Source organism: Arthrobacter sp. FW306-04-A (genome assembly GCF_044358315.1).
In the GTDB taxonomy this organism is placed as follows: domain Bacteria; phylum Actinomycetota; class Actinomycetes; order Actinomycetales; family Micrococcaceae; genus Arthrobacter.
Map to the genome: position 1 here is coordinate 1,075,439 of NZ_CP084559.1, position 26,669 is coordinate 1,102,107.

Genomic DNA, 26,669 nt, shown 5'->3' on the forward strand with positions numbered 1-26,669 from the left:
ACTGCTGGGCCAGCAGCATCGCACCGACTCGCGATCGCCAGCGACGCCGGCCCGTTCACCGACCCGGACGGGTTCGCGTGGGAGGCCGCATCAGTGTGATCCGGCAAGGCGTCAGCGCACGCCCGTTAGGTCCCGGCGCTCGCGCGGGCGTCGAGATTGACCTGGAGGAACTGGATAAAGTCCAATCCGGTCGACGTGCTGCCACCCCACGGCTTGCCGTCGACGAACGCCGTCGGGATCCCGTTGATCCCGCTGTCCACGGCGAGCCTGTTGGAGTACCGCGCCCACGCCAGGAACGAGCCACTGTCGATGCACTTGGCCCCATCGGCGCCCGCCGCCGCCGCGAGGGACTTCAGTTCCTGGTTGCTCAGGCCCGAGGACCCTTGGGCCGGTTGGTGGGCAAACAACTGGGAGAGGAAGTCCGCGTACCTGTCCGGGTGCGCATCGGCGACGCATGCTGCCGCGGCGGCCGCACGTGATGAGTACCTATTGGTGGACTGGCGGTCGAGGTAGGTGACGGGACGGTATTCCACGGTGATCTTTCCCTCGTTGCGCAAGCGGTCGAGACTGGGCCCGTAGGAGCTGTGAAAGTCGGCGCAGTACGGGCACATGAAGTCCAAGTACACCACCACCTTGGCCGGCTGCCCTTTCGGCGACGCCTCGACGCCTGGCGCATGCGCGGGCTGCCCGTTCGGCGTCGCGAGCGGATCCGGCGACGGGAGCGTGGTGGTGTCGACCGTGGACGCAGCGACAGGCACCACTTTGCCTCCCGCGGCCAAGGTGATCCCTCCGCTGGCGTTCATGTTCGCCGGGCTGGGCCCCCGATCGGGGAGTTGGAGTGGAGGAGTGGCCGAGGGGCCGCTTCCCATCCACTGCCCGGCGGTCATGGTTAACCCGGTGGACACGAGCGTCAGTGCGAGCACCGCCGCGAGCGTGCCGGCCGCAAGGCCTGCGTATCCGACCACCAGACCAGCGACGGCGAGACCTCGGCCGCCGTCGCCGCTCCGCCTGATGCGCGCGAGGGCGATATGCCCAAAGATGATGCCGAGCAGGCTGATCACGAAAGAGCAGACGAGGGATGCGATGGCCAGCGGTTCGGTGCGCAGAGATGGCGGGGGATAGCCCTGCCGCGGATCGGGCCGAGGACCGGGGGTTGTCTCGTAGTGCGTGGTTGGCTGGGGCGGCCACGGGCGTTGCTCGGGCTGGTAGTCACTCATCCGCAATGCTCCTTCTGGTGTGCAGGAGCTACCGCGCCCCCCAATGGTCAGAGCATAGCGCCACGCACGGTGCAGGCGGCAGGAACCGGCGGCCGTTTGTTCAGGTGGGGTCCAACTCGCCAGCGCGCACCCGGCCCGCCTTAGACAACCCGATCCGCCCGGTCCCAGTGCTCGCGCAGCAACCCGCCAAGCCGGTCGGGTTCGATCCGGTGCGGGGGATCGAAGTGGTGGCGGTCAGGGAACACCTCAAGGCGAAAGTCCGGGAACACCGTGGACAGCCGTTCGGCAACCTCGCCATAGTCGTCTGGATTGCTCAGGCCGCCGAGGACAAAAAACACCGGCCGATTGAACGCCGCCAACCGAGCCCGGTCCAGATCGTAAATCTTGAAGTCCCGCAGGAACGCCCGGATCCCGGCCGGCCGCTTGGCCATCCACGGCGGCGGTCCGCCTTCGGGCGGAGGCGGAAGGACGACGTCGGGCTTCACTCCCAGCCTCATGAACGCGGCCATGAACTGCGCAGGCGGCAGAGTCTCCAGCGCTTCGTATTCCTTCCAAAGCTGGGCGTGCGCCGGGCTCCAGTCCCAACTGCCGGCCCAGGCGGGCTCCAGAAGCGTGAGGCTAAGCAGCCGCTCGGGGTGTTTGGCGGCGAACGCCAAAGAGGCGGCCCCGCCTCCCGAATAACCAAGCAGGTGGAACGTGTCCCAGCCGCGGGCTTCGGCCTCGCGGAGCACGCCGTCGATCTCGGTGTCCAGGCTCCAGCCTGGCGGCGGCTCATCGCCGTCGTACAGCTCCAGGTCCTTCGCGACGGCGTCGACGTCAGGCCCCAACGCTTCGATCAGCGCGCCATAAGCGGGTTGGGCGGGAAGAACGCTCCCCGGAAGAAGGACCACCCGAATCGACTCCATGGCGGAACTCTACGCCGGTTGGGGCGCTAAAGGAGGGGGAGAGGGGCTATTTTCCGGGCGAGAGGACAGTGACGCCGGCATCGACAGCAGCGGCGAGAAGTTCGACGCCGTAAGCGACCATCAGGTCCGCCTGGAGCCTGATTGCTGTCGCCAGATGGATCGCGTCCGCACTCTGCAGCCGACCAGGAAGAGCGGCCGCGTACATCAGGTCAGAGCGGGCAACGTCCACGAGGTTGACTCCGCCGAGTACGGTATTCACCGGTCCGGAGTTCAGGCCCCGCCGACGCGCTGCGCAATGGAGCTCTGTGTAGAGCAGCATCGACGCGACAAGGCGGTGTCCGCTTGCGGCAGCAGTAGAAAGATACTCGGCGAGGGCAGCGGATTCCGGTTCGTCGACCAGAACCTTGAGGACCGCCGAGGTGTCCACATAGGTGATCATCGATCGCCACGCAGATCGGCCAGAATGTCTGACGTGCCCATCTCACTCCTGATGCGGGGCACAAGCCTGAAATCCACGGGGCTCTCGGCAGCGCGGCGGACGCCGCCTGACTGCAACAGCCGTTCGAACGGCGACGCGGAGGGCGGTATGAGCGTTGCTGCAACTTCCCCGTTGTTGGTCACGTCAATTATTTCGCCATTCTTGACCCGCTCCAGAATCTTGCTGCTGTTGTTCCGGAGTTCTCGGTGTGGAATCGTGGTCATCGTTGCCTCCGTAGCAATCGTAGCACTTTGCCATTCCTAGAGACGATCCACGTGATCCACACCAGGATCCGCCCGGGTTGGCGGCAACGGCCGGTGGCGCGCGACAGATGAAGAGTTTTGACAAATAGTAGCGATCCGCCAAAACCCCTGTATGCTTGTAGCTGTTGTTGTGTTTGGCATTTGGTAGTTCAGGCAGTTCCCGCGGTTCATCAACCGCGACCTTCTGAAGTAACGGTGGAGAACACCCCACACCGGAGGCCCGACAGTCGGGACAACCTCCACCTTCAGTAAGGAAACTGAAAAAATGGCTACAGGTATCGTCAAGTGGTTCAACTCCGAAAAGGGCTTCGGCTTCATCTCCCCGGAAGATGGCAGCCAGGACGTTTTCGCTCACTACTCTGCAATTAACTCGGGCGGCTACCGCTCCCTCGAAGAGAACCAGAAGGTTTCCTTCGACGTCGAGCAGGGCCCCAAGGGTCCCCAGGCAGTAAACATCCAGGCTCTCTAAGCTTCGGATTTCAAAAAGCAGGGCCGGTCATTGACCGGCCCTGCTTTTTTATGCCTATTTCTCGCAGGCGATTCCGTCGTTATCCCTATCCAACGCAGGCCGGTAACCTGGCTGACCTCGGTAGATAGGTGCGGCGCCTGCGGCTCGGGCGGCCGTACAGTTCGCATAGTAAACGGACGACGGCGCGGGCGGCTGGACCTGCCGAGCCTGGGCTTGGTCTTGTTGGGCCTTCGCGGCTGCAGCGTCGGCGTCTGCCCTCGCCTGAGCCGCCGCGGCGTCTGCTGCCGCCTTCTCAGCTGCTGCCTTATCTGCGGCTGCCTTTTCTGCCACAGCCTTCGCCGCCGCCGCTGCGGCACGCGCGTCCGTCACTTTCTTGGACTCTGAGCGTTCCATCCAGAGCAGGACTCCCGCATCGGACTTCGTGCAAATGAATTCCTTAGGCGGGTAGTTCTCTGTTGCGTTCTCCGTCACGCAGGATACGGATTTCGGTGCGGTAGGTGTTGGAGTGGCACTTGGTGAAGCGGAAACCGAAGCTGAAGCTGAAGATGAAGCCGACAGCGTGGCACCCCCGTGCGAGACTGTGGAGCTGGCTCCGCCGCACGCCGTCAGCGAGAGTGCCGCGGCTGCCGACGTGACGATGGCGAAGAGTCGGAAAAGTGCGGTCCGAGATTTCAAAAAGTCAAGCGACGCGTGCTTCGCCGCCTCATTGTTTTTCGGCGCGTGAGTATTCATTTATTTCCCCCATGAAATTGTTTTGATGCAAGTGTCCGCCGATTTTAGCATCTGAAATGCGAGAAAAGAAGAAGTTGTCCACATGGACCATGATGCCCCTTGACATGGCTCGAAAGAGGCGGGGGGTGAGCTCTTGAATCGAATCTATGTTCGATTGTGGGAATATTGATTCGAATAAATATCCACATGCGCCAGATGCCACCTAGAGGGGGTCACGAAGTCTCCGTAGCGTTTCAAGCAAGAGACCACCACCAGGAGAACCATGGAGAAACTGTCACCGCCAAGCCTCACCTCGTTAGTCCCTGGGGAACACCTAGTTGTCGCGGGCGCACACTCAGATACGGAACAAAACCGCAGGTCGGCACACCTAGACGGCTCCCGGCGCACACGCAGTTTCGCCATTGCACCACCTAGACGCCGGTTTCGGAATCTACGGTTCCCTTGGAACGCGGTTCGTGGAAGAGCGTTGGGGGATCCTTTCGGGTTGCCTGGGAATCCGCCAGCTAATGCCTGTCATTGGACAGGAAGCAGTCGAACCGGATGGACGTAGCAGCTCCTAGGGCCCGGAGCGTGCCGATTAGAGCATCAGAGAAAGTTGGATCGCGAGTGTTCGAACAGGAAGTTCGGCGAACGCTGGACTACGTTGCTCGCGGCATGATGGTTCGAATTGTCGGTGCGTCCGGAAGCGGACGCACGAGTGTCGCGCAAAAAACTATCGCCGAGCTCGAGAAAACCGGAGCTACGGTTTACTCTATTTCGGCCCTTCGCTCACATCGCGAAATACCGTTTGGTGGAATATATAGCCTGGGACTTGATATTCGAATAGGTCAATTAGGGGTACTGGGCGTGGTTGACACACTGGCAGGACGGCTCGCCAGGCCAGGGGAGCGTGTGCTTGTTGTCGATGACCTCGAATTCGTCGACACGGAGACCCTGGCGGTCCTGGATGCCGTGAGGCTCAGGACGAAGCGACCCATGATCGTGACAATGGGTGAGTCCTCCCTTTACGCTAAGGGGCGGCCCGCCGTTCTGAGTCCTGGCCCTGAAGCGCGGGTCCACCTGAATCCGCTCCGCTATGAGCACGTGAGCGAACTCATCACCGATGTTTTGGGTGCTCCCGCGGACGCTGATACCACTGCCCGCATCCTCACGAAGTCCGCAGGGAACCCCAGGCTTGTGGCCCGAATCGCGGAAACGGCCTCACTCAGTGATTTGCTTGCCCTTAGCAACGGCCAATGGCACATGACCGGCGACACCCTGTGGAATGAGCACCTGCAGGGCACCGTGGAATCTCTCCTTGAAGGACTCGAGTCCGACGAGCTCACCGGCCTTCAGACCATGGCCATCGCCGGTACGGCGCCCATCGATGTGCTGCAACGGGTAGTCGACGCAGACGTTCTGGACCGGCTCGAACAGCACGGCTTGATTTCCGTCATGGAGGATCCACACAACAACATTTGCGCTGCGATCACACCACCGGTGCTTGCCGACTATTTCCGTGGCCAACGAGTGCTCACGGGCCGGCGGGTCCTGCAGGATCGAATCACCCGGACCTTGAGCGTTTCGCGACAGGAACCCCATGTTGACGTCACGCCGGCCGATTCGCTGATGGGGGTCCTGGCCTCGCTGCGCCTTGAACGGAGTACAGACGACGCGGGTACGGCGCGCCATTTTCATGAGAGAATCTCGGTTCTAGAGCGTCGCCGCTTTGACCGGTGGGATGCCGAAAAATCGGTATCGAACGCGGTGGCAGTCCTGAGCGTTTACTGGGGCTCGCCGACTGACACATCGAGAATTGAGCGCGTGCTTTCCGAGACCGTGAGCTCGGAAGGAGACATGTGCGAACTCCTCTTCTTGGCAGTTACCAAAGCGCTCTGGGCTATCCACTCCGGCAAAGGGCTAGAACATGCGGCCGACGCTCTGAGGAACTTTGGGAAGGGACACCCTGAGTGGTCGGCCGAGGTTGAATCGGTAGAACTCTTCCTCGTAGCGTCATACGACCGGATGCCTCAGAATCTCGACGACACCTTGGCGCGTCTACACGATCGCCACCCTGAAAGCGGTGTCGTGGCGTGCGTCCGGGGGATGCTGGAACTCTACCGCCTCAACCCTTCCGCGGCACTCAATGCCATCGACTCCGCAAACGGATTCAAGGGCTTTCCCCGTATCGGACCTTTCATCCGTGGACTGGCATTGTTCACCTCTGGGCGGATTGAGGAAGCAATTGTCTTTGCGCTCGACCAACGCGCGGAAGCCCGCCGCCACCTGGACCAATTCGGGATGGTGTCAAACACCTACGTCGCTGCGCAGGCACTCGTCTACCGTGGCCATTTCGAGGAGGCAGAGTACCTGATGGGCAGCGTCTTCGCCATGGGACGGCCAGGCTTCCTAGTGGATTCCCTCCATGACGCCATGCTGCGGCTCGCCGGGCTGAGGGCGGCGACGTCGGCCATCTTGCCCACCGCGACCCTCGCAACGCAGGCGCGGCGCGATGCGGAAGACATCGGCCCGCTTCCGGGAATCGCAAAAGGAGTCTACGAGCTCGTCGCCGGGCGGCCCCTCATCCCCGCAGTATTCGACAGGAAAGCCGCCCGCCTCATTCGACGGCAGTTGGAACGTGGCTATGTACTGGAAGCGACATACTCTGCACTCTTCTTCACTTGCCTTCTTCCTGGTCGGAAGGTTCTTGAGATTCTTCGGCAGACCTTGAGGGAACATGCCTGCACCTCGCACGATCAGCTTGTAGCAATTGCGGCAGCGGTGGTGGAGGAAGACCACCAATTGCTCGGCGTCCTGCTCGAGAATTACGAGCCCGACTCCGATCTTTATCAGGTTCGGATGCTGCTTAGAGGTGCCTTCAAGCGGTATGCCTTCGTGGACGACACCGTAGGGGCGGCAGAGATGGAGCGGGCGTACTCCATTTTTGCGACTCGATTCCCATCGGCAGATGAGCCCATGGCATTCAATTCCGGAAGCTACTCGCCTCTGACGGTCCGGGAAATTGAAATAGCAGCCTTGGCCGGTCATCGTTCCAACCCCGAGATCGCCGAGCACCTGGGAATCAGTATCAGGACCGTGGAAAACCACATTTCGAACGCGCTCCGAAAGACCGGAAGCCCAACGCGCGCTGCCCTATTTGACCTGGTCCGGGATTCGTCTCCCTTCCGCTAGGAACAGAACTGTTCATCCACGTTTCTCGGGTACGCCTCCCCGCCGATGCTTCTCCTGGATCGAGTCAATGAAGGCCGCCAGGGTGAGGACCGCCAGACCGAGCGAGCAGACGGCCGCGATTGCCGACGTCGCTTCTTGGAACGGGACACGGATCTCCGGGCCAAGTGCCGCTGCATGAGAAAACCCAGCGGCAGCGAATATTGCGGCTTTGGGGACTAACCATTTTTGGGTGCGGACGAAGGCAGCAGCAAATGGTGCAGCCACGCCGAACACAAGGAGGATGACCACCATCGTATTCCTGAGGGCGAGAGGATCAAGGTTGCGGAGGCCTTCCGGTGCTGGCAAACTCCAAATGAGGGCGACGGAAATGCTGGAAAAGCCGGCAAGCATGAAGCCGAGGACCCGCGGAAGAACCCCGTAAAGCTGAGCAGTCATGAGGCCCCTAGGTGTGCGCGAAAGGAGGATACCTGGAGCGGAAGCTTACCGTCGCGTGGTCGGCGCCTTGCTGGGCGAGCCTACGATGAAGGGCCGGGTGTTGACCGGTTCGACGGGGAGGACAACCGCCTTTGCTTCGGCAACGGTCTCCGCAGGCTCGGAGTGGGAGCCAGTTCCGAGCCCACGAACAATCCAACCTTGCGCTTTCCACACCCCAGCGTCCAGGACGTTCCGTGCGTCCAGCACCATCCGGCGTCGTACGAGCGAACCGGCAGCGGCGGGTGAGAGGGTGCGGTATTCGTCCCATTCGGTCAGCAGGAGCACCAGCTCAGCGCCTTCCAATGCGCGGGTCGTGGACGCTTCGAAGCGGAGCTGGGGGTAGCGCATCCAGGCGTTGTTGATGGCCTTGGGGTCGGTCACGGTCACGTGGGCACCCGCCGCGGCTAGCTGGAGTGCGACGTCCAGGGCCGGGGAGTCGCGGATGTCGTCGGTGTCCGGCTTGAAGGCAGCGCCAAGCACGGTGACGGTGCGGCCGGACAGGAAACCCTTGCACATGTCACGCGCCACTTCGACGGCGCGTGCGCGCTGGCCCAGATTGATGGAATCGACCACGTTCATCCACTCGTCAACGGAAGACACAGACAGCGCTCGTGCCTGCGCCCGGAAGGAACGGACGTCCTTCGGCAGGCAGCCGCCGCCGAATCCCAGGCCGGCGTGCAAGTACCGGCTGCCGATACGCGGATCCAGGCCCATCGCCTCGCTGAGTTCAGTGACATCGGCACCCGAAGCGTCGCAAAGTTCGGCCATGGCGTTGATGAAGCTGAGCTTGGTGGCGAGATAGGCGTTCGAGGCGGATTTGATGAGCTCGGCGGTCGCAAAGTTGCAAACCAGCCGCGGGATACCGGCGGAAATCAGCGGTTCGTAGACGGCATCAAGGGCGGCCGTCACGGGTACGCCCGCCGCAGAATCCTTGCCGCCCGGCACGCCGTACACCAGCCGGTCCGGTACCAATGAATCCTTCACAGCCGTGCCCTGACGTAGGAATTCGGGGTTCCAGCCGAGCAGGACATCAGGCCTGCGGGCAAGGATGCCGCGGAGCATGTCCACCGTCCCCACCGGGACGGTGGATTTGCCGACGACGGCGGCGCCCCTCGCCAGATGGGGGAGGAGGCTCTTCGTAGCTGCGATCACGTAGGAGAGGTCTGCCGTGTCCGACGTCTTCGACTGCGGGGTGCCAACGCAGAGGAAGTGCGTCTGGGCGTCGGCGGCATCGGCAAAGTCGGTGGAAAACGTGAGCCGTTTCGTGGCGAAGCCGTCCCGGAGAAGTTCGTCAAGGCCGGGTTCGTGGAAAGGGGCGAAGCCCTTGTTCAAGTGGGCCACCTTCTGGGCGTCGACGTCGATGCCCACCACGGTGTGGCCCATCGACGCGAGCGTTGCGGCATGTACTGCGCCAAGGTAGCCGCAGCCGACAACGGAGATTTTCATGCTGAGAGTCCTTTGCTGGAAGTCACGGAGATAACGGCGGGCTCGGCGGCCTGAAGCTCGGCCGCCTGGATGGGTTCGGTGGGTGGCTCAACCAGCGCATCACCGGCGATCACTGCCTCGTAGTGCTGTACGAGTTGGGCGCTCAACACCGGCCACGTCCGTCCCTGGACCGAAGCGAGTGCCGCCTTTCCGAACGCCCGGCGCTTGGCGTCGTCGCCCACCAGGTCCTGCACGTAACCGCGCATCTGGGCGAGGTCACCTGGCTCGTAGAGCCAGCCGGTACGTGAGTTTTCCACGAGGTCGAGGGGGCCGCCGCGGCCGGTGGCCACGACGGGAACCCCCGATGCCATGGCCTCCTGGATGGTCTGGCAGAACGTTTCGAACTCGCCAGGATGCACGAAGAGATCAAAGCACGCAACAACCTGGGCCAGTTCGTCGCCACCCAGGAATCCGGTGAAGACCGCGTTTGGCAGTGCCGCTTCGAGGGCCGCGCGCTGCGGCCCGTCGCCCACGATGACCACCCGGGTTCCCGGCAGATCCGCCAACACGGCAAGGTCTTCCACCTGCTTTTCGATCGCGAGGCGGCCGACGTAGCCGATGATGCGCTCGCCGTCGGGCGCTACGGAGGCTCGCCACGCCGTCGAGCGCTTCGTGGGGGAGAACCGCGCGGTATCCACACCGCGCCGCCACATGCCCACCCTCAGGATCCCGCGTCCGCGCAACTGGTTGAGCGCGAACGTGGACGGGACCAGTGTGCGGTCTGCAAGGAGATGGATGTTGTCCACCCGGTTCCATGCCCAGTTTTCCAGGATGGGCACGCCATACCGTGCGGCGTAGCTGGGGACCTCGGTTTGGTAGATGGCAACCGTGGGGATGCCGAGCTGGTGCGCGGCCTGCACAGCCCGCCAACCGAGGACGAAAGGGGATGCAAGGTGGACGACGTCCGGTGCGTAATCGGCAAGGATTCTCTTGACCCGGCTCACACCGCCCAACGCCACCCGCACATTTGTGTATCCGGCCAGCGGCACGGAAGGAAGGCGGTGGACAAATGCGCCGTTCACGACGTCCGAGACAGCAGTGTCCGACGTCGACGGCGCAATCACCATCACTTCGTCGCCGCGCTCTTGCAGATGCTCCAGCACCCGCAGGATGGAGTGGGTAACCCCGTTCATGAGCGGCAGGAATGATTCGGCAACGATAGCGATCCTCACCCCTCCACGGTGTGCCCGGCGGTTGGCGAAGCGGGGGAATGGGCGTGACGCTCGGGGGAAGGTTTGGTTAACAAACTGATGTTGCTGTCCCGGCACCATGGAGTGGAACGTCGTTTGCCAACGGAAAGAGGCCTCACCTGAGTACCCCAGGCAGGAAAGACGGGTAGAACTTACTCTTATCCGTCGCTATGGGCCCGAATTACGGTGACACCATAGTGAACCTCGTGGCCATGACTGGCGCTTGTCCCGGCACCGGGGGTTTTCGGCAAGACGGTGCCGGCTCGGCGGCGCATGCTCACTTGCTGAACAGCGCCGGGTGTCATCACCCTGAGCCTGCTGTATGTCCGGCCAGGCCGCCGCCTAAGAATCGAGCCAGACCCTATGAAACTCTTCAACCGTACTGACCAGCACCGGACGTTCAGAGGAACGATCCGCGGCAAAAGGCTTACGTGGCTCTCCACCGTTGTGGTGGTACTTGCATTCGCCGGCGTCACCTCCGGCATCACCGCCCCCGCAGCCTTGGCTGCCAATCCCACTGTCGTAACCCTGACCTTTGATGACGCAAATGCTGATCAGGTCACCGCCGCGCAGACCTTGCAGAGCCTGGGCCTGGTAGGTACCTTCTACACTCCGTCCGGATTCGTTAACAACCCTGGGTACATGACCGTGGCGGACATGCAGGGCTTGGTGGCGAACGGCAACGAGATCGCCGGCCACACTGTCACCCACCCGGACCTCACCACCGTGACGTCCGATGAGGCCACTCGCCAGATCTGCAACGACCGAGTCAACCTCAGCAATTGGGGATTCACAATCACGGACTTCGCCTATCCCTTTGCCGCCGAAAACGCCTCTCTTGAGACCATAGTGAAGAATTGCGGTTTCAACAGTGCCCGCGGTCTTGGCGACATCAAGACACGGTTCAGCTGCGCCGGTTGCCCCCTTGCGGAGACCATACCGCCGGCAAACCCGTACAACACCGCCGCTCCCGATGAAGTGGACAACACCTGGACACTTGCCGACCTGCAGAAATCTGTCACGCAGGCCGAGCCCGCAGGCGGATGGGTGCAATTGACGTTCCACCACATTTCCTCCACCAGCAAAGATCCGCTGAACATCACGCCCACCTTGTTCAACCAGTTCGCCACCTGGCTCAAGGCCCGCCCTGCAACCACCAGCGTCAAGACGGTGGCTCAGGTGATTGGCGGAACGGTCAAACCGCTGGTCTCCGGACCGCCGGCCCCGCCACAGGGCACTGGAAACCTGGTCAAGAACCCGAGTCTCGAAACCCTTGTAAACGGCGCCCCGCAGTGTTGGGCAGCCGGAGGCTACGGCACGAACACCGCGAATTTCTCGGTTGTCAGGCAGGCACACACAGGGAAGGTTGCGGAACAGTTGGTGGTCAGCGGCTACGTGGACGGCGACGCGAAACTGTTGCCGACCCTGGACCTGGGTGGTTGTTCTCCAACGGCGACTCCGGGACACACGTATACGCTCGGCGCTTGGTATAAATCCACCACCAATACCCAGTTCGAGCTGTATTACCGCACTGGACTCGGTTCATGGACGTACTGGACCTCCAGCCCATGGTTCGCCGCCGCTACTACCTACCAGAAGGCCACCTGGACCACCCCGGCCCTTCCGGCGGGCGCCAGCGGCATCAGCTTCGGACTGAACCTGTTCAGCAACGGCACCCTGACCACTGACGACTACGAGATGTTCGACGTCGGCAACCCGCCACCGCCTCCGCCGCCACCGCCAGCTGGGTCCAACCTCGTGCAAAACCCAAGCCTTGAAACCGCAGGGGCGGGCGCGTTCCCGCAGTGCTGGCAGGCTGGCGGATACGGCACCAACACCGCCGTGTTCAGTACGGTAGCTACTGCCCACACCGGCACCAAAGCGGAGAAACTCACCATCACGGGCTACTCCAGTGGTGACGCGAAGCTGCTTCCGACCCTCGACACCAGTACCTGCCCACCTGCGGCGGTAGCGGGACACACCTACTCGCTCCGGGCGTGGTACACGTCAACTGCAGTCACACAGTTCGCGTTGTACTACCGCGACGCCTCCGGCACCTGGGTGTACTGGACCTCCGGACCGTGGCTGCCAGCCACGGGCACCTACACGCAGGCGAGCCTCACGACGCCGGCACTCCCCGCCGGGGCCACTGCCATCAGTTTCGGGCTTAGCCTGTTCAACAACGGAACACTCATCACGGACGACTACGCGATGTATGACAGCGTGGGGGCCCCGCCGCTGGGTTGAGTAACTGGGCAACTGAAACGAACGCTGAGGGCGGCTATCTATTTAGCCGCCCTCAGTACGTCTGGCAGCTCGTCAACGAAGACTGTCCCGGGTGGCTCGTAGTAGATGACGAGCACCTCATCACCGATGTTGAAAACGCTGGTCTTGTCGAAGGGATGGGCGTGGAAGGCGCTTGTGCCGCCATGGAACGGCAGCATGACTTCCCCCACGGTGCCAGGCCCGATTCGCCCCGTGACCCTCCCGATCTTGCCGGTCAGGCTCCGATCAACCTCTTTGTGCATCGGTTTCGCTATGCATCAGGGGCTTTGGTAGGCCGTTTGGGAGGTACCTGGCCGTTCTTGAGGGCAGCTGTGATCGATGGCAGGAAGTTGCCCACCTGGGACAGGATCCCACCCACCATGCTGTTGAGCCCTTCGCCGCCGTTGAGGACCGTCAGCTGCCCCACATGTGCAAAGGGTTCGGCCGCGGCCGCCACGATCGCAGGCATGTTCTCCGCTAGTTGCTGGGAGATAACTGCCTCTTGGTTGGTTCCGAGCGCCTCAGCACGGGCCTTGATGCCGTCCGCTTCCGCCAAGGACTTGGCCTTTATAGCGGAAGCTGCCGCATCACCGCGGGCCTTCGTGGCTGCCGCTTCGGCTTCACCGGTGATCTTTGTGGCTCCCGCAATCGCGGCCGCAGCCGTGGCGTTGGCCTGCGCTTCGACTTCCACCTTGCGGGCGTTCGCCTGGGCTTCAAGTTCCGTACGCCGTGCCCGCGCCTCGGACGCGCTGATGTCCGCGGCCTTTTGGGCTTCTGCCTCGGTGCGCTGTGCGTAGGCCTTGGCATCGGCAGGTTTGCGGATGGACGTCTGGAGCTTTTGCTCCTCGCGGTCCGCCTCCAGCTTGGCCACCTCGGTTTCCTGGACCACCACTTGCTGGCGCGCCGTGGCGTCGGCCAATGGACCTGCCTGTGCCGCGTTGGCCCGAGCAGTCTCGGCGTTGGCTTGGGCCGCCGATTGCTTGATCGCCGAGATGCTCTGGGCGTCGGCTATCTGGGCAGCCGCCTCAGCTTCCTTCTCAGCTGCCTCGCGGTTCCGGGTGGCTTCGGCTATGCGGGCCTCCATTTTGACCTGGGCAATATGCGGCTTGGCCAGGTTCTGGATGTAGCCCGTGGGATCCTGAAGGTCCTTTATTTGCAGGGAATCAACTACCAGGCCAAGTTTTTCCATTTCAATACCACTGGCACTGCGGACCAAAGAGGCGAGTTTGTCGCGCTCGCGGATGATCTCTTCCATGGTCATGCTGCCAATGATCGAGCGCAGGTGTCCTTCAAAGACGTTGTAGACCTGGCTTTCCATTTTGGGCTGTTGGCCGAGAAACCTCCTCGCGGCGTTCGCAATGAATGGCGCGGCGTCACCGATTTTGTAAATAACCACACCCTCCACGATCACCTGGATACCTTGCGAGGTCACGCAGTTGACCTGGAGTTCTGTTTCATTCAGCGTCAGCGACAAAGTCCTCACTGTCTGGAGCCCGGGAACCACCAAGGCACCCTTACCGGTGACAATTTTGAAGTCCATTCCGTCCCTGGTGTCCAAACTTCCGCGGGTCAGGCCGGAAATGATCAATGCCTCGTTTGGTTCAGCCACCTTCCACATCAATTTGATGAGCAGCCTAATGACCGCAACGGCGACGATTACTCCCAATACGGTCACAAGAATGGGGAGATAAGCAACGAGGTCGAACATGACTGTCCTTTCAACGGCAAGCACTCAAGCGGCTCGTGTAGCCAGTCTGCTGCCGACGGCTACAGTAGTCCAGCAATTTGTTTGCTTACAATTGACACAACGGATGCTCCTAGGCGCTCGTTCCCGCCAGCGATTCAGTCCTCGCCTCAGGCCTCGTGCGGACATCCATACCGGGACCGGTTGCGGCACCCGCCGCAGCTTCCGCCGGGACAGCCGGGACGCCGTCGGCGGCTTGGCCGTAAAGCCAGTCGTTGTACTGGAAGTCGCCGTCCTTGCGGCTCTTGAACAGCAGGTTCCGCAAGGTGCGCGCGACGCCGGACACGTGCCAGGACTCGCCCCAGACGCGCGCAGTGCGCTGGACGCGGGCCGTGCGGGCTGCCCGGGCCGAGTTGAATTCGTCGATCGCGCGGTCCCAAGCAGCGGGGTCCACGCCGTCGTCGGTAAACACGGAACCGACCGTGGAGTCCTGGAGCACCGCGGCGTCTTCAAGCGCTTGGCAGGCTCCCTGGGCCAAATACTGGAGCATCGGGTGGGCCGCGTCGCCCATCAGCACCAAGCGGCCGTCGATCCAGTTCTCGATGGGATCGCGATCGTACATGGGCCAACGGATGCCGGTCGCAAGGTTCCGCAGGGCAGCCTGGACCGCGGGGACGCAGTCCTTGTAGGCGGCCTCAAGTTCGTCCACGCCGCCGTATTGTTCTTCTCCGCGCTCGAACGACGGCGACTTGAATACAGCCACGGTGTTCAACAGTTCGCCCTTGCGAAGCGGGTACTGCACCAGATGGCAGTCCGGCCCGAGGTAGACGATCACGTCCTCGAGATCAGCCGCCGGGGTTTCCGCTGTAATGGGCACCGTTCCGCGATATGCGACGTACGACGACGACACCGGGCCGTCCTGCGCAACGGCCGAGCGGAGCGTCGACTTGAGGCCGTCCGCGCCGATCACGACGTCGGCCTCGTAAACGTTGCCGCCCGCCGTGTGTGCCACGCCGCGGGCGTTCACGGTCTCAACCTTCTCCACGACGACGTCGTTCACCAGGCGGACGCCGGCGTCCTCGCAGGCTTCCAGCAGGATCCGGTGCAGGTCACTGCGGTGGATCACGACGTACGGAGCGCCGTACCGTTCCTCGAAATCGCCCCCCAGGGTCTGGCGGGTGAGCTCCTCGCCGGTGAGGGCGTCGCGGAACACCAAGTGCTTCGGCCGGACACCGATCTCCAACGCCTTCTCCAGGAGGCCCCAACGTTTCAGGACGCGGGAGGCGTTCGGGGCCATCTGCAGGCCGGCTCCGACCTCGCCGAATTCGGGGGCCCGCTCAACCAATGTCACCTCGGCACCGTTCGCGCGGAGGGCCAAGGCGCCGGCGAGGCCGGCCATCCCTCCGCCGACGACGAGTACTTCAGTGAACGGTTTGCGGTCAGACATTGCTAGCTCCTAAAGGGATGGTGTTTTTGGAATTGATGTTGGCACTCTTGATTTTGGCGGCGATGGCGCCGAGCAGGACCGCGGCGACGGCGGCCGCCCCGGCAAACGCCAGGAAGTTCGAGTTGACGCCCAGGCCGGCCGCAAGGAGCAGCCCGCCGGCTTGCGGTGCGGCGACCGCGCCAATGCGGCCGACGCCGAGGGCCCAGCCCAGCGCCGTACCCCGCAAATGCGCCGGGTAGTGGCTGGCCACTGCGGCGATAATGAGGCATTGGGTTCCGTGGGTGCCGACCCCGGCCAGCACCAGCATCACGTAAACGAGTCCCACCGGCGGGCCCGCCACCAATACGGCCAGCGCGACGGCGGCGACGGCGGCTGCCGCTATCGCCGTCGGGATTGGACCTTGTTGTGTCCGCTCCGGCGCTGCAGCGGAAGGTGTGTGATTCATCCCACCACTGTGTGGCCGCCGTCGGAGTAGCCCTATAGAATTCTGTGGTGCAGAATCTTCCGGCCCGCAAGAAGCCGGCCTATTCCATTGAGGCCGTGGACAACGCCCTGCAACTCCTCCAGCTCTTGCGTGACGGCGGTAGCCTCAGGCTCAAGGATGCGGCTGAGGAGTTGGGTGTTGCCCCCTCCACCGCCCACCGGCTGCTGGCCATGCTGGTGTACCGGGGGTTCGCGGTCCAGGACGAGACCCGTAGGTACGTACCTGGACCAGCCATGGGAGTTGGTCCGGCCGGACTCAGTTGGACCCGTCTGTTGCGCACGGTGGCGCAGCCGCACATGGAACTCCTGAGCGGGCGGATCAACGAGACAGTCAATCTCATGGTTCGGGTGGGGACCAGGGTCAGGTTCCTTGCCACGGTTGAAGGCACCAACGCCTTACGCGTGGGCGATAGGCAAGGAACCGTGCTGCCTGCCAACAAGGCCTCGGGAGGCAAGGCTCTGCTGGCCGAGCTGGAGACCGCCATGATTGAGCAATTGTTTCGCAGCCACAATGCGGAAATCGGCGGGGATAGTATTCCCGACGCCGAATATCCGGCCTTTCTCCGCGAGCTGGAGACCATTCGGAGCAACGGATTTGCCGCCAACTTCGAGGGCACCGAGGAAGGGATCAGCGCCCTGGGAGTGGCCCTTCACAACAAGGACGGCGTCGCGGTAGGTGCGCTGAGCGTGGCGACGCCTGTGGCAAGGTTCCGCAGGCTGTTCGATGCTGGACTCGTGAGCATCATGCGGGAAACGCAACGGCAATTGGAGATCGACATCGCAGCCAATCCGGCTGAGCCCGGCTGAGCCTGCGCACCACTATTCTGCTGTGCAGAATATGTTGGAGATCACTTCGCGGTCTCTCTAGGGTCTGGAGTACGCCTAAACCGTTCCGTACTCTCGAGGAGGCCCCTGTGTCCATCAGCGCCGATAGCACAACGCACGAATCTGTTGCCGCCGCGAACGCGGTTCCGGAGCCGACGCCACAGGAAGCTGCCCAGCTGGAGCAGTTGTACCGCGACTTCGGAGCCGGGAACCTGATTCCGCTGTGGACCGAGATCGCTGACCTCATGCCAATGGTGCCGTCCCCGAAAGCCATGCCTCACGTGTGGCGCTGGAACGATCTGTACCCGTTGGCGGCCCGTGCCGGGGACCTGGTGCCCGTGGGTCGCGGCGGGGAACGCCGTGCCATCGCGCTCGCCAACCCGGGCCTTGCTGGTACCCCTTATGCCACGCCTACTCTGTGGGCTGCCATCCAGTATCTAGGCGCGCACGAAACAGCCCCGGAGCATCGTCACTCGCAGAACGCGTTCCGCTTCGTCGTCGAGGGCGAAGGCGTCTGGACCGTGGTGAACGGGGATCCGGTGGCCATGCGCCGCGGCGACTTCCTCCTGACCCCGGGCTGGAACTTCCACGGCCACCACAACGACACGGACCAGCCGATGGCTTGGATCGACGGGCTGGACATCCCGTTTGTGCATTATGCGGACGCCGGGTTCTTCGAGTTCGGCACCGAACGCGTCACGGACGAGGCCACCCCGGACATCTCACGCTCCGAACGCCTCTGGGCCCACCCGGGCCTTCGTCCGCTGTCCGGACTGGATGACACCACCAACTCGCCTATCGCGGCCTACCGTTGGGAGCACACCGATGCCGCCCTCCGCGAGCAGTTGCTTCTCGAAGATGAAGGCCACCCGGCCACGGTCAGCCAGGGCCACGCCGCCGTGCGCTATACCAATCCGACCACGGGCGGGGATGTCATGCCGACCATCCGGGCCGAATTCCACCGGTTGCGTCCCGGGGCTTCCACCGAGCCGTTGCGTGAAGTCGGTTCCAGCGTGTGGCAGGTCTTCGAAGGGACCGGCACCGTGATGTTGAACGGGGAGTCAAAGGTTCTGGAGAAGGGCGATCTCTTCGTGGTCCCGTCCTGGGCCTTGTGGTCCCTGCAGGCAGAGGGCGAGTTCGACCTCTTCCGCTTCAGCGATGCCCCTATTTTCGAACGACTGAACTTCAACCGCACGTACATCGAAGGACGCAACAAATGAAACTCCTCACCCTCCGCACTTCCGCCGGAACGACGACGGCTGTCCGCCAGGACGGCGACACCCTGACCGAGATCGACGGGTTCTCCGACGTCGGCGCCCTCCTGCAGGATCCCGCTTGGGCGGCCATCGCCCAGGCGGCCCACGGCTCAAGGCACGCTTACGACGGCGCGGACCTCGCCGCCGTCGTACCCTCACCGGGGAAGATCATCTGCGTGGGGCACAACTACCGCAACCACATCAAGGAGATGGGCCGGGACATCCCCGAGTACCCCACCCTGTTCGCGAAGTACCAGGAGTCCCTGATCGGTCCCAACGACGATCTGGCGTTGCCGCAGGAATCGGACACGGTTGACTGGGAGGCCGAGCTCGCCGTCGTGATCGGCAAGAAGGGGCGGCGGATCAGCCAAGCCGACGCGGCCGATCACATCGCCGGGTACTCGGTGCTGAACGACGTCAGCATGCGCGACTACCAGTTCCGCACCGTCCAGTGGCTCCAAGGCAAGACCTGGGAGAACAGCACCCCGTTCGGGCCGGCCCTGGTCACCAAGGACGAGTTCTCGGCCGGCCCGCTGATGACCTCCGCGGTGGACGGCGAGATCCAGCAGCAGACCCCCACCGGTGACCTCGTGTTCACCCCGGAATTCCTGGTGTCCTATATCTCGACCATCATCACGCTGAACCCGGGCGACGTCATCGCGACCGGCACGCCCGGCGGGGTGGGCCACGCCCAGGACCCCAAGCGCTACCTCCAGGAAGGCCAGCTCCTGGTCACCACCATCGAAGGCCTGGGCCAGCTGAACAACCGCGTGGTCAAGGAAGCCTGATGGTTGCTCGCCAGGACCTCACCACTGATCCGGGCTTGCAGGAACAATTGCTGCAGGCCCGGCGGGGGACCGCGTTCTTCGCCCGCAAACTCAACGAACTCAGCGACGCAGAGCTCGACGGCGGTTCGCTGCTGCCGGCGTGGAGCCGGCGTCACGTTATAGCACATGTCGGCTACAACGCCCGGGCCATCGCGCGGCTCGTGGAGTGGGCCGGGACCGGGGTGGAGACTCCCATGTATCCCTCTGTCTCGGTGCGGGATGAGGAGATCGACTTCGGCGCCACCCTGTCTCCTATCGCGTTGCGGAACCTCTTTGACCACTCCGCTGTGCACTTGAGCGTGGAATGGCGGGACCTGCCGGAGGATGAGTGGCGCCACACGGTCCGGACCATCCAGGGCAGGGAGGTTCCGGCATCCGAGACCGTGTGGATGCGGACCCGCGAAGTCTGGGTGCATGCCGTTGACCTGGACAACGGGGCGACCTTTGCGGACATCCCGGTGTCGGTCCTGCAACGGCTACTGCGCGATATCACTGGCGCGTGGGCCGCCCGCGGCACCAATAAGGGGTTGCTCGTTAAAGTTGCCGGCACGGACCTCGTATTCGGGGACCCGGACACCGCCGTCGTGATCACTGGCCCGCTGGCCGGCGTCGTGCAATGGGCCACCGGGCGGGGGACCGACGGTGTGACTGCGGGCGCCGGGCCGGTGCCGGCGGCACCCAAGTGGATCTGACGGCGTCGGGCACAAAGAAGGTTGGCACAGCTCCCGGCTTCTTCACCGGAAGAACTGCACCAACCGCTTGTATGACTATTCAGATTTAGCTATAGATCCTACCCATTGGCGGCTCCTGTAATCCCGGGCTAACTCAATCCGGGCTTGTGAACAGGCCTATTTTGCGTCGTCAGCCAGATGCCGTGAAAACATCCAGCCAGCGGCGGCCATCAGAATGCCCAGAACCATGAACGTCCAGTTGTCGATAGCGTTCAGCGACAGGAAGTTGGCCGCCGAATCAACCCCGACACTCAGTCCGTACACACTGAGCACGATGTACAAGGCACCGAAGCTCATCAGGATATTGCGTGCGCTATGGCCTCCCGAGCGGGACATTGCCCAGCTGGTTCCACCGATGGCGAGCTGCACAATGTTGAGCAGCAGGGACACTTGGAACACACCTAGGAGCATTGCGTGCGAATTTGGCCCGAAGAACTGCAATTCCCCGTACCGCATGGTGATGCCCGGAATGAATCCGAGAAGGCCCACCAGCGCCATTAGAATACCTACACCAATGCCGATGTTCTGGATGTCCGTGCGTCCGAAGTGAACACCGTGTGCATGTGGGGTTGCGGTAGTCATTTATGCCCTCCATCCACCTATTGCGAACACTCCAATTTTACGTCTGCTTTATCGAAAAAGCGCTTGGAACGGCGGCTCTCGCGGCTGCTCGAACAGCCCCGACGCTCGCTCACTTCTGCGGGGTTTTTCCCCGATGCTCGCTCCCTTCTGCGGGGATTTCGGGCGACCCTCCTGCACTTGCACGACGGCGGTGCGGCGGATGTGCAGGAGCGTCTGGTTTTCGGGCGTGATACGTGAGCGAGCATTGGAGGTTTGGCGGGCCTTGCGGGTGCCTGCCGGGGGAGCGAGGCACACCGTGGCACGATAGGACACGATGAAACTGCGCGCTGATCAGACCGGTAACCGTGGCCTGCCCATGCCCTTGTGGCTGCAGGGTGCCCTTGAGGCGGCCCAGGCTGCCATCATCTCGGCGCTCGTGGTGGTCCTGCCGCTCGTCGCCGTCTGGGCAACCGACGGATTCCAGAACCGCAGCATCGACTTCCTGGCACGATTGGCCGGCCAAACCTGGCTGCTGGTTCAGGGCGTGCCTTTGCAGCTTGCCACGGTGAACCTGGGTACCGCAGGACTGCCCGGATCCGGGATGCTGTCCCTGATCCCGCTCGGGCTAACCTTGGTGCCTTTCCTTCTTGCATGGCGCGCGGGGCGCCGCTTGGCCAGGGCGTCTTACACGGACCAGCTTTGGCAGGCATTCTTCGGTGCGCTGCTTGTCTACGGGGCATTCGGCGCGGCTACCGGCTTCATCTGCCGCACCCAGGATGTGGTCATCAACATCTGGTTCGCCGCATTCCTACCGCTTATTCCGTTCGGCCTCGGCATGGTGGTCGGTGCCAGGCGGGAGTCCGGCTCATGGAGCAGGTTGATTGGCGTCGACGCCGTGGATTGGCTTGCGCGCACCAGCCAACATTCCCGATGGGCCGGGTCCTACTTTGGCTCCGCGATCAAGGCCGGGTTCGTGGCGATCATGGCAGCACTCACACTTGCTGCCCTGCTGCTCGCCGTCGTCCTCGTGGTGCACTGGACGGACATCATCGCCGTCTACGAGGGCCTAAAAGCCGGTGCTCTCGGCGGTGGCGTTTTGACCATCGCCCAGCTCGGCTACTTGCCCAATCTCGCAGTGTTCACCTTGGCTTGGTCCTCCGGCGCGGGGTTCTCCCTCGGCGTCGGCTCACACGCCGGTCCACTGGGTACCGCCGTCGGGCCCCTGCCTGCCATCCCGATCTTCGGCGCGCTGCCCACCGGGCACCTCGACCTTGGGGCCGCGGCCCTTGGCCTTCCGGTGCTCGCCGGGCTGCTTGCAGGCTGGTGGTTCCTGCGCGAGGGGGAGAACCACTTCGACGAATGGCTCTCCATCAAGATCAAAGCGCGTTGGTTCACGGCGCCTGTTTCCACGCTGTTCCTGGGCGCTCTCGTCGGAGCTGTCGCCGGAGCCTTCGCCGGGGGACTGGCCTGGCTGGCGCGCGGTTCCGCGGGAATCGGACGCCTCACCGAGGTCGGCCCGGATCCGCTGTGGACGGCCGTCTGGATCGCCGCGGAAGTGGCGATCGGCGTCGTGATCGGCTATTCGGTGGGGCCATGGTTGGAACGGCGGCAGAAACTTCGAGAAGCGGACCTTGACGCTTCCGTGTACGACGGCGACCACAGCTAAGCTGCCCGGCTCGCCTTAGGCTGCGCCCGGGCTAGCGCAGCCCGGAAGGAACCGACTTCTGGAAGTCCACCTGGCAGGAGTCTTGGGCTTGGATGGTCAGCGCGGTCCGCGCGCAGTCCTGCAAGGTGCGGATCTGTTGGAAAAAGACGACAGCCGTCAGAACCAGCAGGCACATAATGGCCGTGACTACCAGCCCGGAAATGGTGCCGAACAGTACCAGGCGGGACTGCTTGAACCTGATCGTCCGGACGAGGACCACCACACCAAGTACTCCCGCGATGACCGTGAGGATGCCACTGAGCCAGACGTAGCTGATGTTCAGGACATAGACGAAGACGGCGCCGAGCACCGTTAGCAGGAATGACCTGAAAAGCGTTTGGGTAACTGCAAGCGCTGATTTGGCAGCCTCGCTCTGTGGATGCTGCTGAGGGCTGGGTCCAACGCCGGAATTCATGTTTTCCAGCCTACGCGAGCCACCCATAAGCTAGTGCAATGCGCATTGTTGTCCTCGCCTCCGGCACCGGTTCCAATCTCCAAGCAGTTATCGATGCCGTGAAGGCAGGCGAGCTTGACGTTGAGATCGCAGCCGTGGGTGCCGACAGGCCGGGCACCTACGGTGTGGAACGCTCCGCGGAGGCCGGACTGGAGACCTTCGTGGTGGACTTCAAGGACTACGCAGACCGGGCAGAATGGAACGCCGCGCTCACCAAGGCGGTTGCCTCGTACAACCCGGATATGGTGGTTTCCTCGGGGTTCATGCGGATTGTCAGCCCGGAATTCATCGATGCCTTTGATGGCAAGTACCTCAACACGCACCCTGCACTCCTGCCCGCCTTTCCCGGCGCCCACGGAGTCCGCGATGCCATGGCCTACGGGGTGAAGGTCACAGGGTGTACTGTCCACTGGGCCGACGCCGGCGTGGACACCGGGCCAATCATCGCGCAGGAAGCGGTCGAAATCGCCCCGGACGACACCGAAGACACCTTGCACGAACGCATCAAGGTAGTGGAGCGCAAACTCCTGGTCCGGACCCTCGCAGAGCTCGCGGCCGGGAAGCACGTCTGAGTCCCGGGCACCCCGGGGGGACATGTCCACCGTTGGCCGCCGCGGATGGACATGCGCCCCGGTTCCCGGGGGGACATGTCCACCGTTGGCCGCCGCGGATGGACATATTACTGCTATGTCCATCCGTAGCCAGGGGCAGGGGGCATGCTCAGTCGAGGTCGAGCTGCTTGGTCTCCGGCGCAAAGAAAGCCATCCACAGCACGGACAGCACAATGAGCCCGCCAGCCAAGGCGAAGGACGTGGCCAGTCCAAACTCGGGCCAGAAATAGGACGCGAACACGAGTGGCCCGATGCCTGCTCCAATCCGTGAGAATGTGGACGCCCAGCCGAAGCCTGAACCCCTCAGCTCGGTGGGGTAGAGCTCGGACACGTAGGCGTAAAGCACTGGGATGGCCACCTGGACAACGAAGCCAAACGCCAGCAGCCAGAACACCGCAGCGTCGGGAATGTCCACTACCAATGAAACGATCACCAGGGTCAACGCGGACAGCGGACCGGTAATAGCCAGGATCCACTTGCGGCCTACCCGCTCCACGAGCACCGCGGCAACCACCACGCCCAGAAGTCCGACGGCGGCCATCCCCGCCGTCGTCACGAACGCCTTGTACTCCTCGAATCCGGCGCCGATCAGAATCCGCGGCATCCACGTCAAGCTCAAGTAGTAGACCAGAAGGATACTGAAAAACAGGGCCCAGGCCGCCGTCGTGATCTTCCAATTGAACTGCCAAAGGCGGCGTAACTGCTGCCATGCACTGCCTGCCGAGAGGCGCGGTGCGTCCTGGGGTGCGGGCAGGCTGTAGGCGTGGGGTTCGGCGCCCGTGGCCGCAACAAGGCGATCGATGACCTCCGCGGCCTCTTGGCGCCGGCCATTACGGATGAGGAAGAGCGGTGATTCCGGCACGCTCCGCCTGACCCAGAAGACCAGGAGGGCAGGCAAAACCATCACGAGCATGGTCAGGCGCCAGTCTGCGAAGGCGGCGACGAGCCCGGCCGAAATGAAGCCGCACAGGGCGGCGCCCACGGGCCACCAACCATCCATGGCGGTGAGCATCTTGCCACGTTGTTTCCGTGGTGTGAATTCGCCCACCAGGGCATAGTCCACCGGAATGCAGCCGCCCAGCCCGAAACCGGCGACGAAGCGGAAGATGCAGAACCAAACGATGTCCGGGGCGAAAGCTCCCAGCACCGTAAAGATGGAGAAGATCAGGAGGGTAGCGGTGAATGCCTTCTTACGCCCGATCGTGTCCGCGATGGTGCCCCAGGCGAAGGCACCCAGGGCCATGCCGATCAGGTTGGCGGTGCCGATCCACCCGGCGTCGGCGGGCTGCAGCGACCAGTGTTTGGAAAGCAGCGGAATGAGAATGCCGTTGAGGGTGACGTCCCAGGCATCGAACATGAAGCCGAGGCCGCCGATCAGGAAAATCCGGCCCTGGACCTTCCACCGCCACGGAAGCTCCTGGACCACCTGCTCGCCGCTCGGGACGGTTGTATAAGTATTCATTTCCCCTCCTGGGGAAAACTCTATCCGTGGTTCTGGATCGCCTTTCGCAGGAAGCCCCCGGCCTCGTCCAAAGCACTCTTCGCTTGCCCGGGATCGATGCCCGTCAACACCACCAGGATCGCCGCCTTGACGGAACCACCGACGGAGTCCAACGCGCGAATCGCCGTCTCCGCGTCCACACCCGTGGCATGTTGCACGGTCCGCTGGGACCTCGCGAGCAGTTTGTTGTTGGTGGCGCGCAGGTCCACCATCAGGTTGCCGTAGGTCTTGCCGAGCTTGACCATGGCGAGCGTGCTGATCATGTTGAGGACGAGTTTTTGCGCCGTGCCGGCCTTCAGCCGCGTGGAACCGGCAACGAACTCCGGACCGACCACAACATCGATCGCCACGTCCGCTAGTTTGCTGATGGGTGAGTCATGATTGCAGGCGAGCGAAGCGGTGAATGCCCCACGACTGCGGGCTTCCTCGAGCGCTCCGATCACGTACAGCGTGCGTCCCGAAGCCGAAATCCCGACGACGGCGTCCGCCTCGGTCACGCTGACGTCGTGCAGGTCGCGGGCTCCCGCCGTGGCGTTGTCCTCGGCGTATTCCACCGGTTTCTGGATGGCCTGGGTGCCGCCAGCGATGATCCCGACGACGAGTCCCGGGGGAGTGCCGAAGGTGGGTGGGCATTCGCTCGCGTCCAATACCCCGAGTCGCCCGGCCGTTCCGGCACCGACGTAGAGCAGCCGGCCACCGCGGGCGAGGCGTTCCGCTACGGCGTCGACCACCGCGGCGATCTGCTCACTGGCTTGTTCGACGGCGGCCGGAACCGCGCGGTTCTGCTCGTTCATGGCCGCGACGAGCTCGGCCGTTCCCATGGTGTCCAATTCACTGAGCGTGGACGATGCCGCTTCGGTTTGCAGGCCCGCGAGCTCGGACCGGAGTTCCGCGAGCCGGTCGCCATTGATGGCACCGGGAGAGTCCGTGGAAGCTGCGTCAGATTGTTCCGTCACGGTGGATGTACCTTTCCTGAAGGAGCCCGCGGCGGTTCGCAGCGAGGGCAGCACCGTCCATTCCATCGCCGAGCGCCGCAACCACTTCAATCCCAGCCGACGCGAGCGCGTTGTGCAAGAGGCCGCCGAAGAACTCCGATTTCACAACGCCGCCAAGGAGGGCCACCCGCTTAGTCTCGCCCGAAGCGAGGGAGACGGTGTTCACGAGAAGCGTGCACGCTTCGTCCACAATGCCGCGTGCGACGGCGTCCCCCACCTGCGCTTCACGCAGCACCACGGGCGTGAAGCGCGCCATCGTCCGGGCCGGGTTGTCGGACTCGGCGAGCCACGCCGGGAGCTGCTCGGGCGAGCCAACCAGTGCGGCGGCCGCGTCGAGCAACGATGTGGCCGGTCCGCCGTCGTGTGCTTGGAGTGCGGCCTGCAGGCCCCGCTGTCCGATCCAGCGGCCGCTTCCGCGATCGCCCAACAAGGGTCCCCAACCGTCGGCGCGGTGCAGGATTCCGCGGTCGTCAAAGCGGAAGGCAACGGCACCGGTGCCCACAATCAGCACCGTCCCGCTAGCGCCGTTCAGGGCGCCGAGCTGGGCTGCAGTGGCATCGGAGAGCACCGCGGCTGGGACTTTGAAGCGTGCGGAAAGCAGGACGGCGAGTTCGTGGGAGTTCGCCGCGGAGGCTTCAACCCCGGCCACAGCGGCGCCGATTCCCCGCAAGGAGCCAGTTGGAAGCCCTCCGGGCAGCATGGCCGCAGTGTCCACTAGCAGCTCGAAGGCGAGCCGGGCTCCGTTGTCCATGCCCAAACCAGGGAAGCCTTGCTGGTCCGCCGAGCCCAACACCTTGTCGCCATGCCTGAGTTCAATCCTGCATCGGCTCTTGCCGACGTCGGCCACCAAAATCGCTTCTGCGGATTCCATGGCCCAACCTTATGTTGCGGGCGGCGGCACGTCTGAAAAACGAACAGGAGCCACAACACGATAAACTCG

The 26,669-nt window shown here is 63.3% G+C and carries 25 protein-coding genes and 1 pseudogene; 9 read left to right on the forward strand and 17 right to left on the reverse strand.

Annotation, left to right across the window (positions count from 1 at the left end; translation table 11 throughout):
• Positions 1-125: 125 nt before the first annotated feature.
• The 4 genes from LFT43_RS04970 to LFT43_RS04985 all read right to left on the reverse strand — a co-directional run bounded on the left by LFT43_RS04970 (position 126) and on the right by LFT43_RS04985 (position 2,824).
• The gene (locus LFT43_RS04970) at positions 126-1,217 is read right to left on the reverse strand and encodes a thioredoxin domain-containing protein (RefSeq protein WP_395801437.1); all 1,092 of its coding nucleotides are present in this window, start codon (positions 1,215-1,217) and stop codon (positions 126-128) included.
• A gap of 140 nt (positions 1,218-1,357) precedes the next feature.
• The gene (locus LFT43_RS04975) at positions 1,358-2,122 is read right to left on the reverse strand and encodes an alpha/beta fold hydrolase (protein ID WP_395801438.1); all 765 of its coding nucleotides are present in this window, start codon (positions 2,120-2,122) and stop codon (positions 1,358-1,360) included.
• A gap of 46 nt (positions 2,123-2,168) precedes the next feature.
• Complete coding sequence (locus tag LFT43_RS04980) at positions 2,169-2,561, reverse strand: type II toxin-antitoxin system VapC family toxin (protein WP_395801439.1); 393 nt, start codon at positions 2,559-2,561, stop codon at positions 2,169-2,171.
• Positions 2,558-2,824 carry a type II toxin-antitoxin system Phd/YefM family antitoxin gene (locus LFT43_RS04985; RefSeq protein WP_395801440.1) on the reverse strand — a complete coding sequence of 89 codons (267 nt, stop codon included), beginning with the start codon at positions 2,822-2,824 and terminating at the stop codon, positions 2,558-2,560. The genes LFT43_RS04980 and LFT43_RS04985 overlap by 4 nt, the downstream gene beginning before the upstream one ends.
• Before the next feature lie 304 nt (positions 2,825-3,128).
• Here LFT43_RS04985 and LFT43_RS04990 point away from each other — a divergent pair, with 304 nt between their 5' ends.
• The gene (locus LFT43_RS04990) at positions 3,129-3,332 is read left to right on the forward strand and encodes a cold-shock protein (RefSeq protein ID WP_028266315.1); all 204 of its coding nucleotides are present in this window, start codon (positions 3,129-3,131) and stop codon (positions 3,330-3,332) included.
• A gap of 54 nt (positions 3,333-3,386) precedes the next feature.
• On the opposite strand, the gene LFT43_RS04995 is transcribed toward LFT43_RS04990, so the two are convergent.
• Complete coding sequence (locus LFT43_RS04995; RefSeq protein ID WP_395801441.1) at positions 3,387-3,803, reverse strand: excalibur calcium-binding domain-containing protein; 417 nt, start codon at positions 3,801-3,803, stop codon at positions 3,387-3,389.
• Positions 3,804-4,910: 1,107 nt separating this feature from the next.
• On the opposite strand from LFT43_RS04995, the gene LFT43_RS05000 reads away from it, so the two are divergent.
• The gene (locus LFT43_RS05000) at positions 4,911-7,235 is read left to right on the forward strand and encodes a LuxR C-terminal-related transcriptional regulator (RefSeq protein ID WP_395801442.1); all 2,325 of its coding nucleotides are present in this window, start codon (positions 4,911-4,913) and stop codon (positions 7,233-7,235) included.
• Between the two features lie 12 nt (positions 7,236-7,247).
• On the opposite strand, the gene LFT43_RS05005 is transcribed toward LFT43_RS05000, so the two are convergent.
• From LFT43_RS05005 to LFT43_RS05015, 3 genes are read right to left on the reverse strand one after another with little or no spacing between them, the layout of a single operon-like run.
• Positions 7,248-7,670, reverse strand: coding sequence for a hypothetical protein (locus tag LFT43_RS05005; protein WP_395801443.1), 423 nt, complete (start codon positions 7,668-7,670; stop codon positions 7,248-7,250).
• 45 nt (positions 7,671-7,715) lie between these two features.
• Positions 7,716-9,155, reverse strand: coding sequence for a UDP-glucose dehydrogenase family protein (locus tag LFT43_RS05010; RefSeq protein ID WP_395801444.1), 1,440 nt, complete (start codon positions 9,153-9,155; stop codon positions 7,716-7,718).
• The gene (locus LFT43_RS05015) at positions 9,152-10,366 is read right to left on the reverse strand and encodes a glycosyltransferase family 4 protein (protein ID WP_395801445.1); all 1,215 of its coding nucleotides are present in this window, start codon (positions 10,364-10,366) and stop codon (positions 9,152-9,154) included. The genes LFT43_RS05010 and LFT43_RS05015 overlap by 4 nt, the downstream gene beginning before the upstream one ends.
• A gap of 381 nt (positions 10,367-10,747) precedes the next feature.
• On the opposite strand from LFT43_RS05015, the gene LFT43_RS05020 reads away from it, so the two are divergent.
• Positions 10,748-12,631 carry a polysaccharide deacetylase family protein gene (locus LFT43_RS05020; RefSeq protein ID WP_395801446.1) on the forward strand — a complete coding sequence of 628 codons (1,884 nt, stop codon included), beginning with the start codon at positions 10,748-10,750 and terminating at the stop codon, positions 12,629-12,631.
• A gap of 38 nt (positions 12,632-12,669) precedes the next feature.
• On the opposite strand, the gene LFT43_RS05025 is transcribed toward LFT43_RS05020, so the two are convergent.
• From LFT43_RS05025 to LFT43_RS05040, 4 genes and pseudogenes are all read right to left on the reverse strand, one after another.
• Positions 12,670-12,912: a hypothetical protein gene (locus LFT43_RS05025; protein ID WP_395801447.1), complete on the reverse strand. Its 243-nt coding sequence runs from the start codon at positions 12,910-12,912 to the stop codon at positions 12,670-12,672.
• An 8-nt stretch (positions 12,913-12,920) separates the two neighbouring features.
• The gene (locus LFT43_RS05030; RefSeq protein WP_395801448.1) at positions 12,921-14,357 is read right to left on the reverse strand and encodes a flotillin family protein; all 1,437 of its coding nucleotides are present in this window, start codon (positions 14,355-14,357) and stop codon (positions 12,921-12,923) included.
• Positions 14,358-14,466: 109 nt separating this feature from the next.
• Positions 14,467-15,780 (reverse strand): FAD-dependent oxidoreductase, encoded by a 1,314-nt coding sequence (locus tag LFT43_RS05035; protein WP_395801449.1) that lies wholly within the window; start codon positions 15,778-15,780, stop codon positions 14,467-14,469.
• Positions 15,773-16,189: pseudogene (locus LFT43_RS05040) on the reverse strand (MFS transporter); the annotation flags it as partial. The gene LFT43_RS05035 and the pseudogene LFT43_RS05040, both read right to left, overlap by 8 nt.
• 83 nt (positions 16,190-16,272) lie before the next feature.
• Between LFT43_RS05040 and LFT43_RS05045 the strand changes: the two are divergent.
• The 4 genes from LFT43_RS05045 (at position 16,273) to LFT43_RS05060 (ending at position 19,863) form a co-directional block, all read left to right on the forward strand.
• Positions 16,273-17,070 (forward strand): IclR family transcriptional regulator, encoded by a 798-nt coding sequence (locus tag LFT43_RS05045; protein ID WP_395801450.1) that lies wholly within the window; start codon positions 16,273-16,275, stop codon positions 17,068-17,070.
• 107 nt (positions 17,071-17,177) lie between these two features.
• A complete protein-coding gene (locus tag LFT43_RS05050; protein WP_395801451.1) occupies positions 17,178-18,308 on the forward strand; it encodes a cupin domain-containing protein in 1,131 nt (376 codons plus the stop codon).
• A complete protein-coding gene (locus LFT43_RS05055; protein WP_395801452.1) occupies positions 18,305-19,132 on the forward strand; it encodes a fumarylacetoacetate hydrolase family protein in 828 nt (275 codons plus the stop codon). The genes LFT43_RS05050 and LFT43_RS05055 overlap by 4 nt, the downstream gene beginning before the upstream one ends.
• The gene (locus LFT43_RS05060; RefSeq protein ID WP_395801453.1) at positions 19,132-19,863 is read left to right on the forward strand and encodes a maleylpyruvate isomerase family mycothiol-dependent enzyme; all 732 of its coding nucleotides are present in this window, start codon (positions 19,132-19,134) and stop codon (positions 19,861-19,863) included. Before LFT43_RS05055 ends, LFT43_RS05060 begins: the two co-directional genes overlap by 1 nt.
• A gap of 156 nt (positions 19,864-20,019) precedes the next feature.
• On the opposite strand, the gene LFT43_RS05065 is transcribed toward LFT43_RS05060, so the two are convergent.
• A complete protein-coding gene (locus tag LFT43_RS05065) occupies positions 20,020-20,484 on the reverse strand; it encodes a DUF4383 domain-containing protein (protein ID WP_395801454.1) in 465 nt (154 codons plus the stop codon).
• Between the two features lie 313 nt (positions 20,485-20,797).
• Between LFT43_RS05065 and LFT43_RS05070 the strand changes: the two genes are divergently transcribed.
• Positions 20,798-22,129, forward strand: coding sequence for a DUF6350 family protein (locus LFT43_RS05070; RefSeq protein ID WP_395801455.1), 1,332 nt, complete (start codon positions 20,798-20,800; stop codon positions 22,127-22,129).
• Positions 22,130-22,160: 31 nt separating this feature from the next.
• Here the strand turns inward: LFT43_RS05070 and LFT43_RS05075 are convergent, their stop codons facing one another.
• Positions 22,161-22,583: a hypothetical protein gene (locus LFT43_RS05075; RefSeq protein WP_395801456.1), complete on the reverse strand. Its 423-nt coding sequence runs from the start codon at positions 22,581-22,583 to the stop codon at positions 22,161-22,163.
• Positions 22,584-22,621: 38 nt separating this feature from the next.
• Between LFT43_RS05075 and purN the strand changes: the two genes are divergently transcribed.
• A complete protein-coding gene (gene purN / locus LFT43_RS05080; RefSeq protein WP_395801457.1) occupies positions 22,622-23,194 on the forward strand; it encodes a phosphoribosylglycinamide formyltransferase in 573 nt (190 codons plus the stop codon).
• 148 nt (positions 23,195-23,342) lie between these two features.
• Here the strand turns inward: purN and LFT43_RS05085 are convergent, their stop codons facing one another.
• From LFT43_RS05085 to LFT43_RS05095, 3 genes are read right to left on the reverse strand one after another with little or no spacing between them, the layout of a single operon-like run.
• Entirely contained in the window at positions 23,343-24,695 is a 1,353-nt protein-coding gene (locus tag LFT43_RS05085; protein ID WP_395801458.1) for an MFS transporter, read from the reverse strand.
• A gap of 20 nt (positions 24,696-24,715) precedes the next feature.
• Positions 24,716-25,690, reverse strand: a complete 975-nt coding sequence (murQ, locus tag LFT43_RS05090; RefSeq protein WP_395801459.1) for an N-acetylmuramic acid 6-phosphate etherase — start codon at positions 25,688-25,690, stop codon at positions 24,716-24,718.
• Entirely contained in the window at positions 25,674-26,600 is a 927-nt protein-coding gene (locus LFT43_RS05095; RefSeq protein ID WP_395801460.1) for an N-acetylglucosamine kinase, read from the reverse strand. Before LFT43_RS05095 ends, murQ begins: the two co-directional genes overlap by 17 nt.
• Positions 26,601-26,669: the final 69 nt, after the last annotated feature.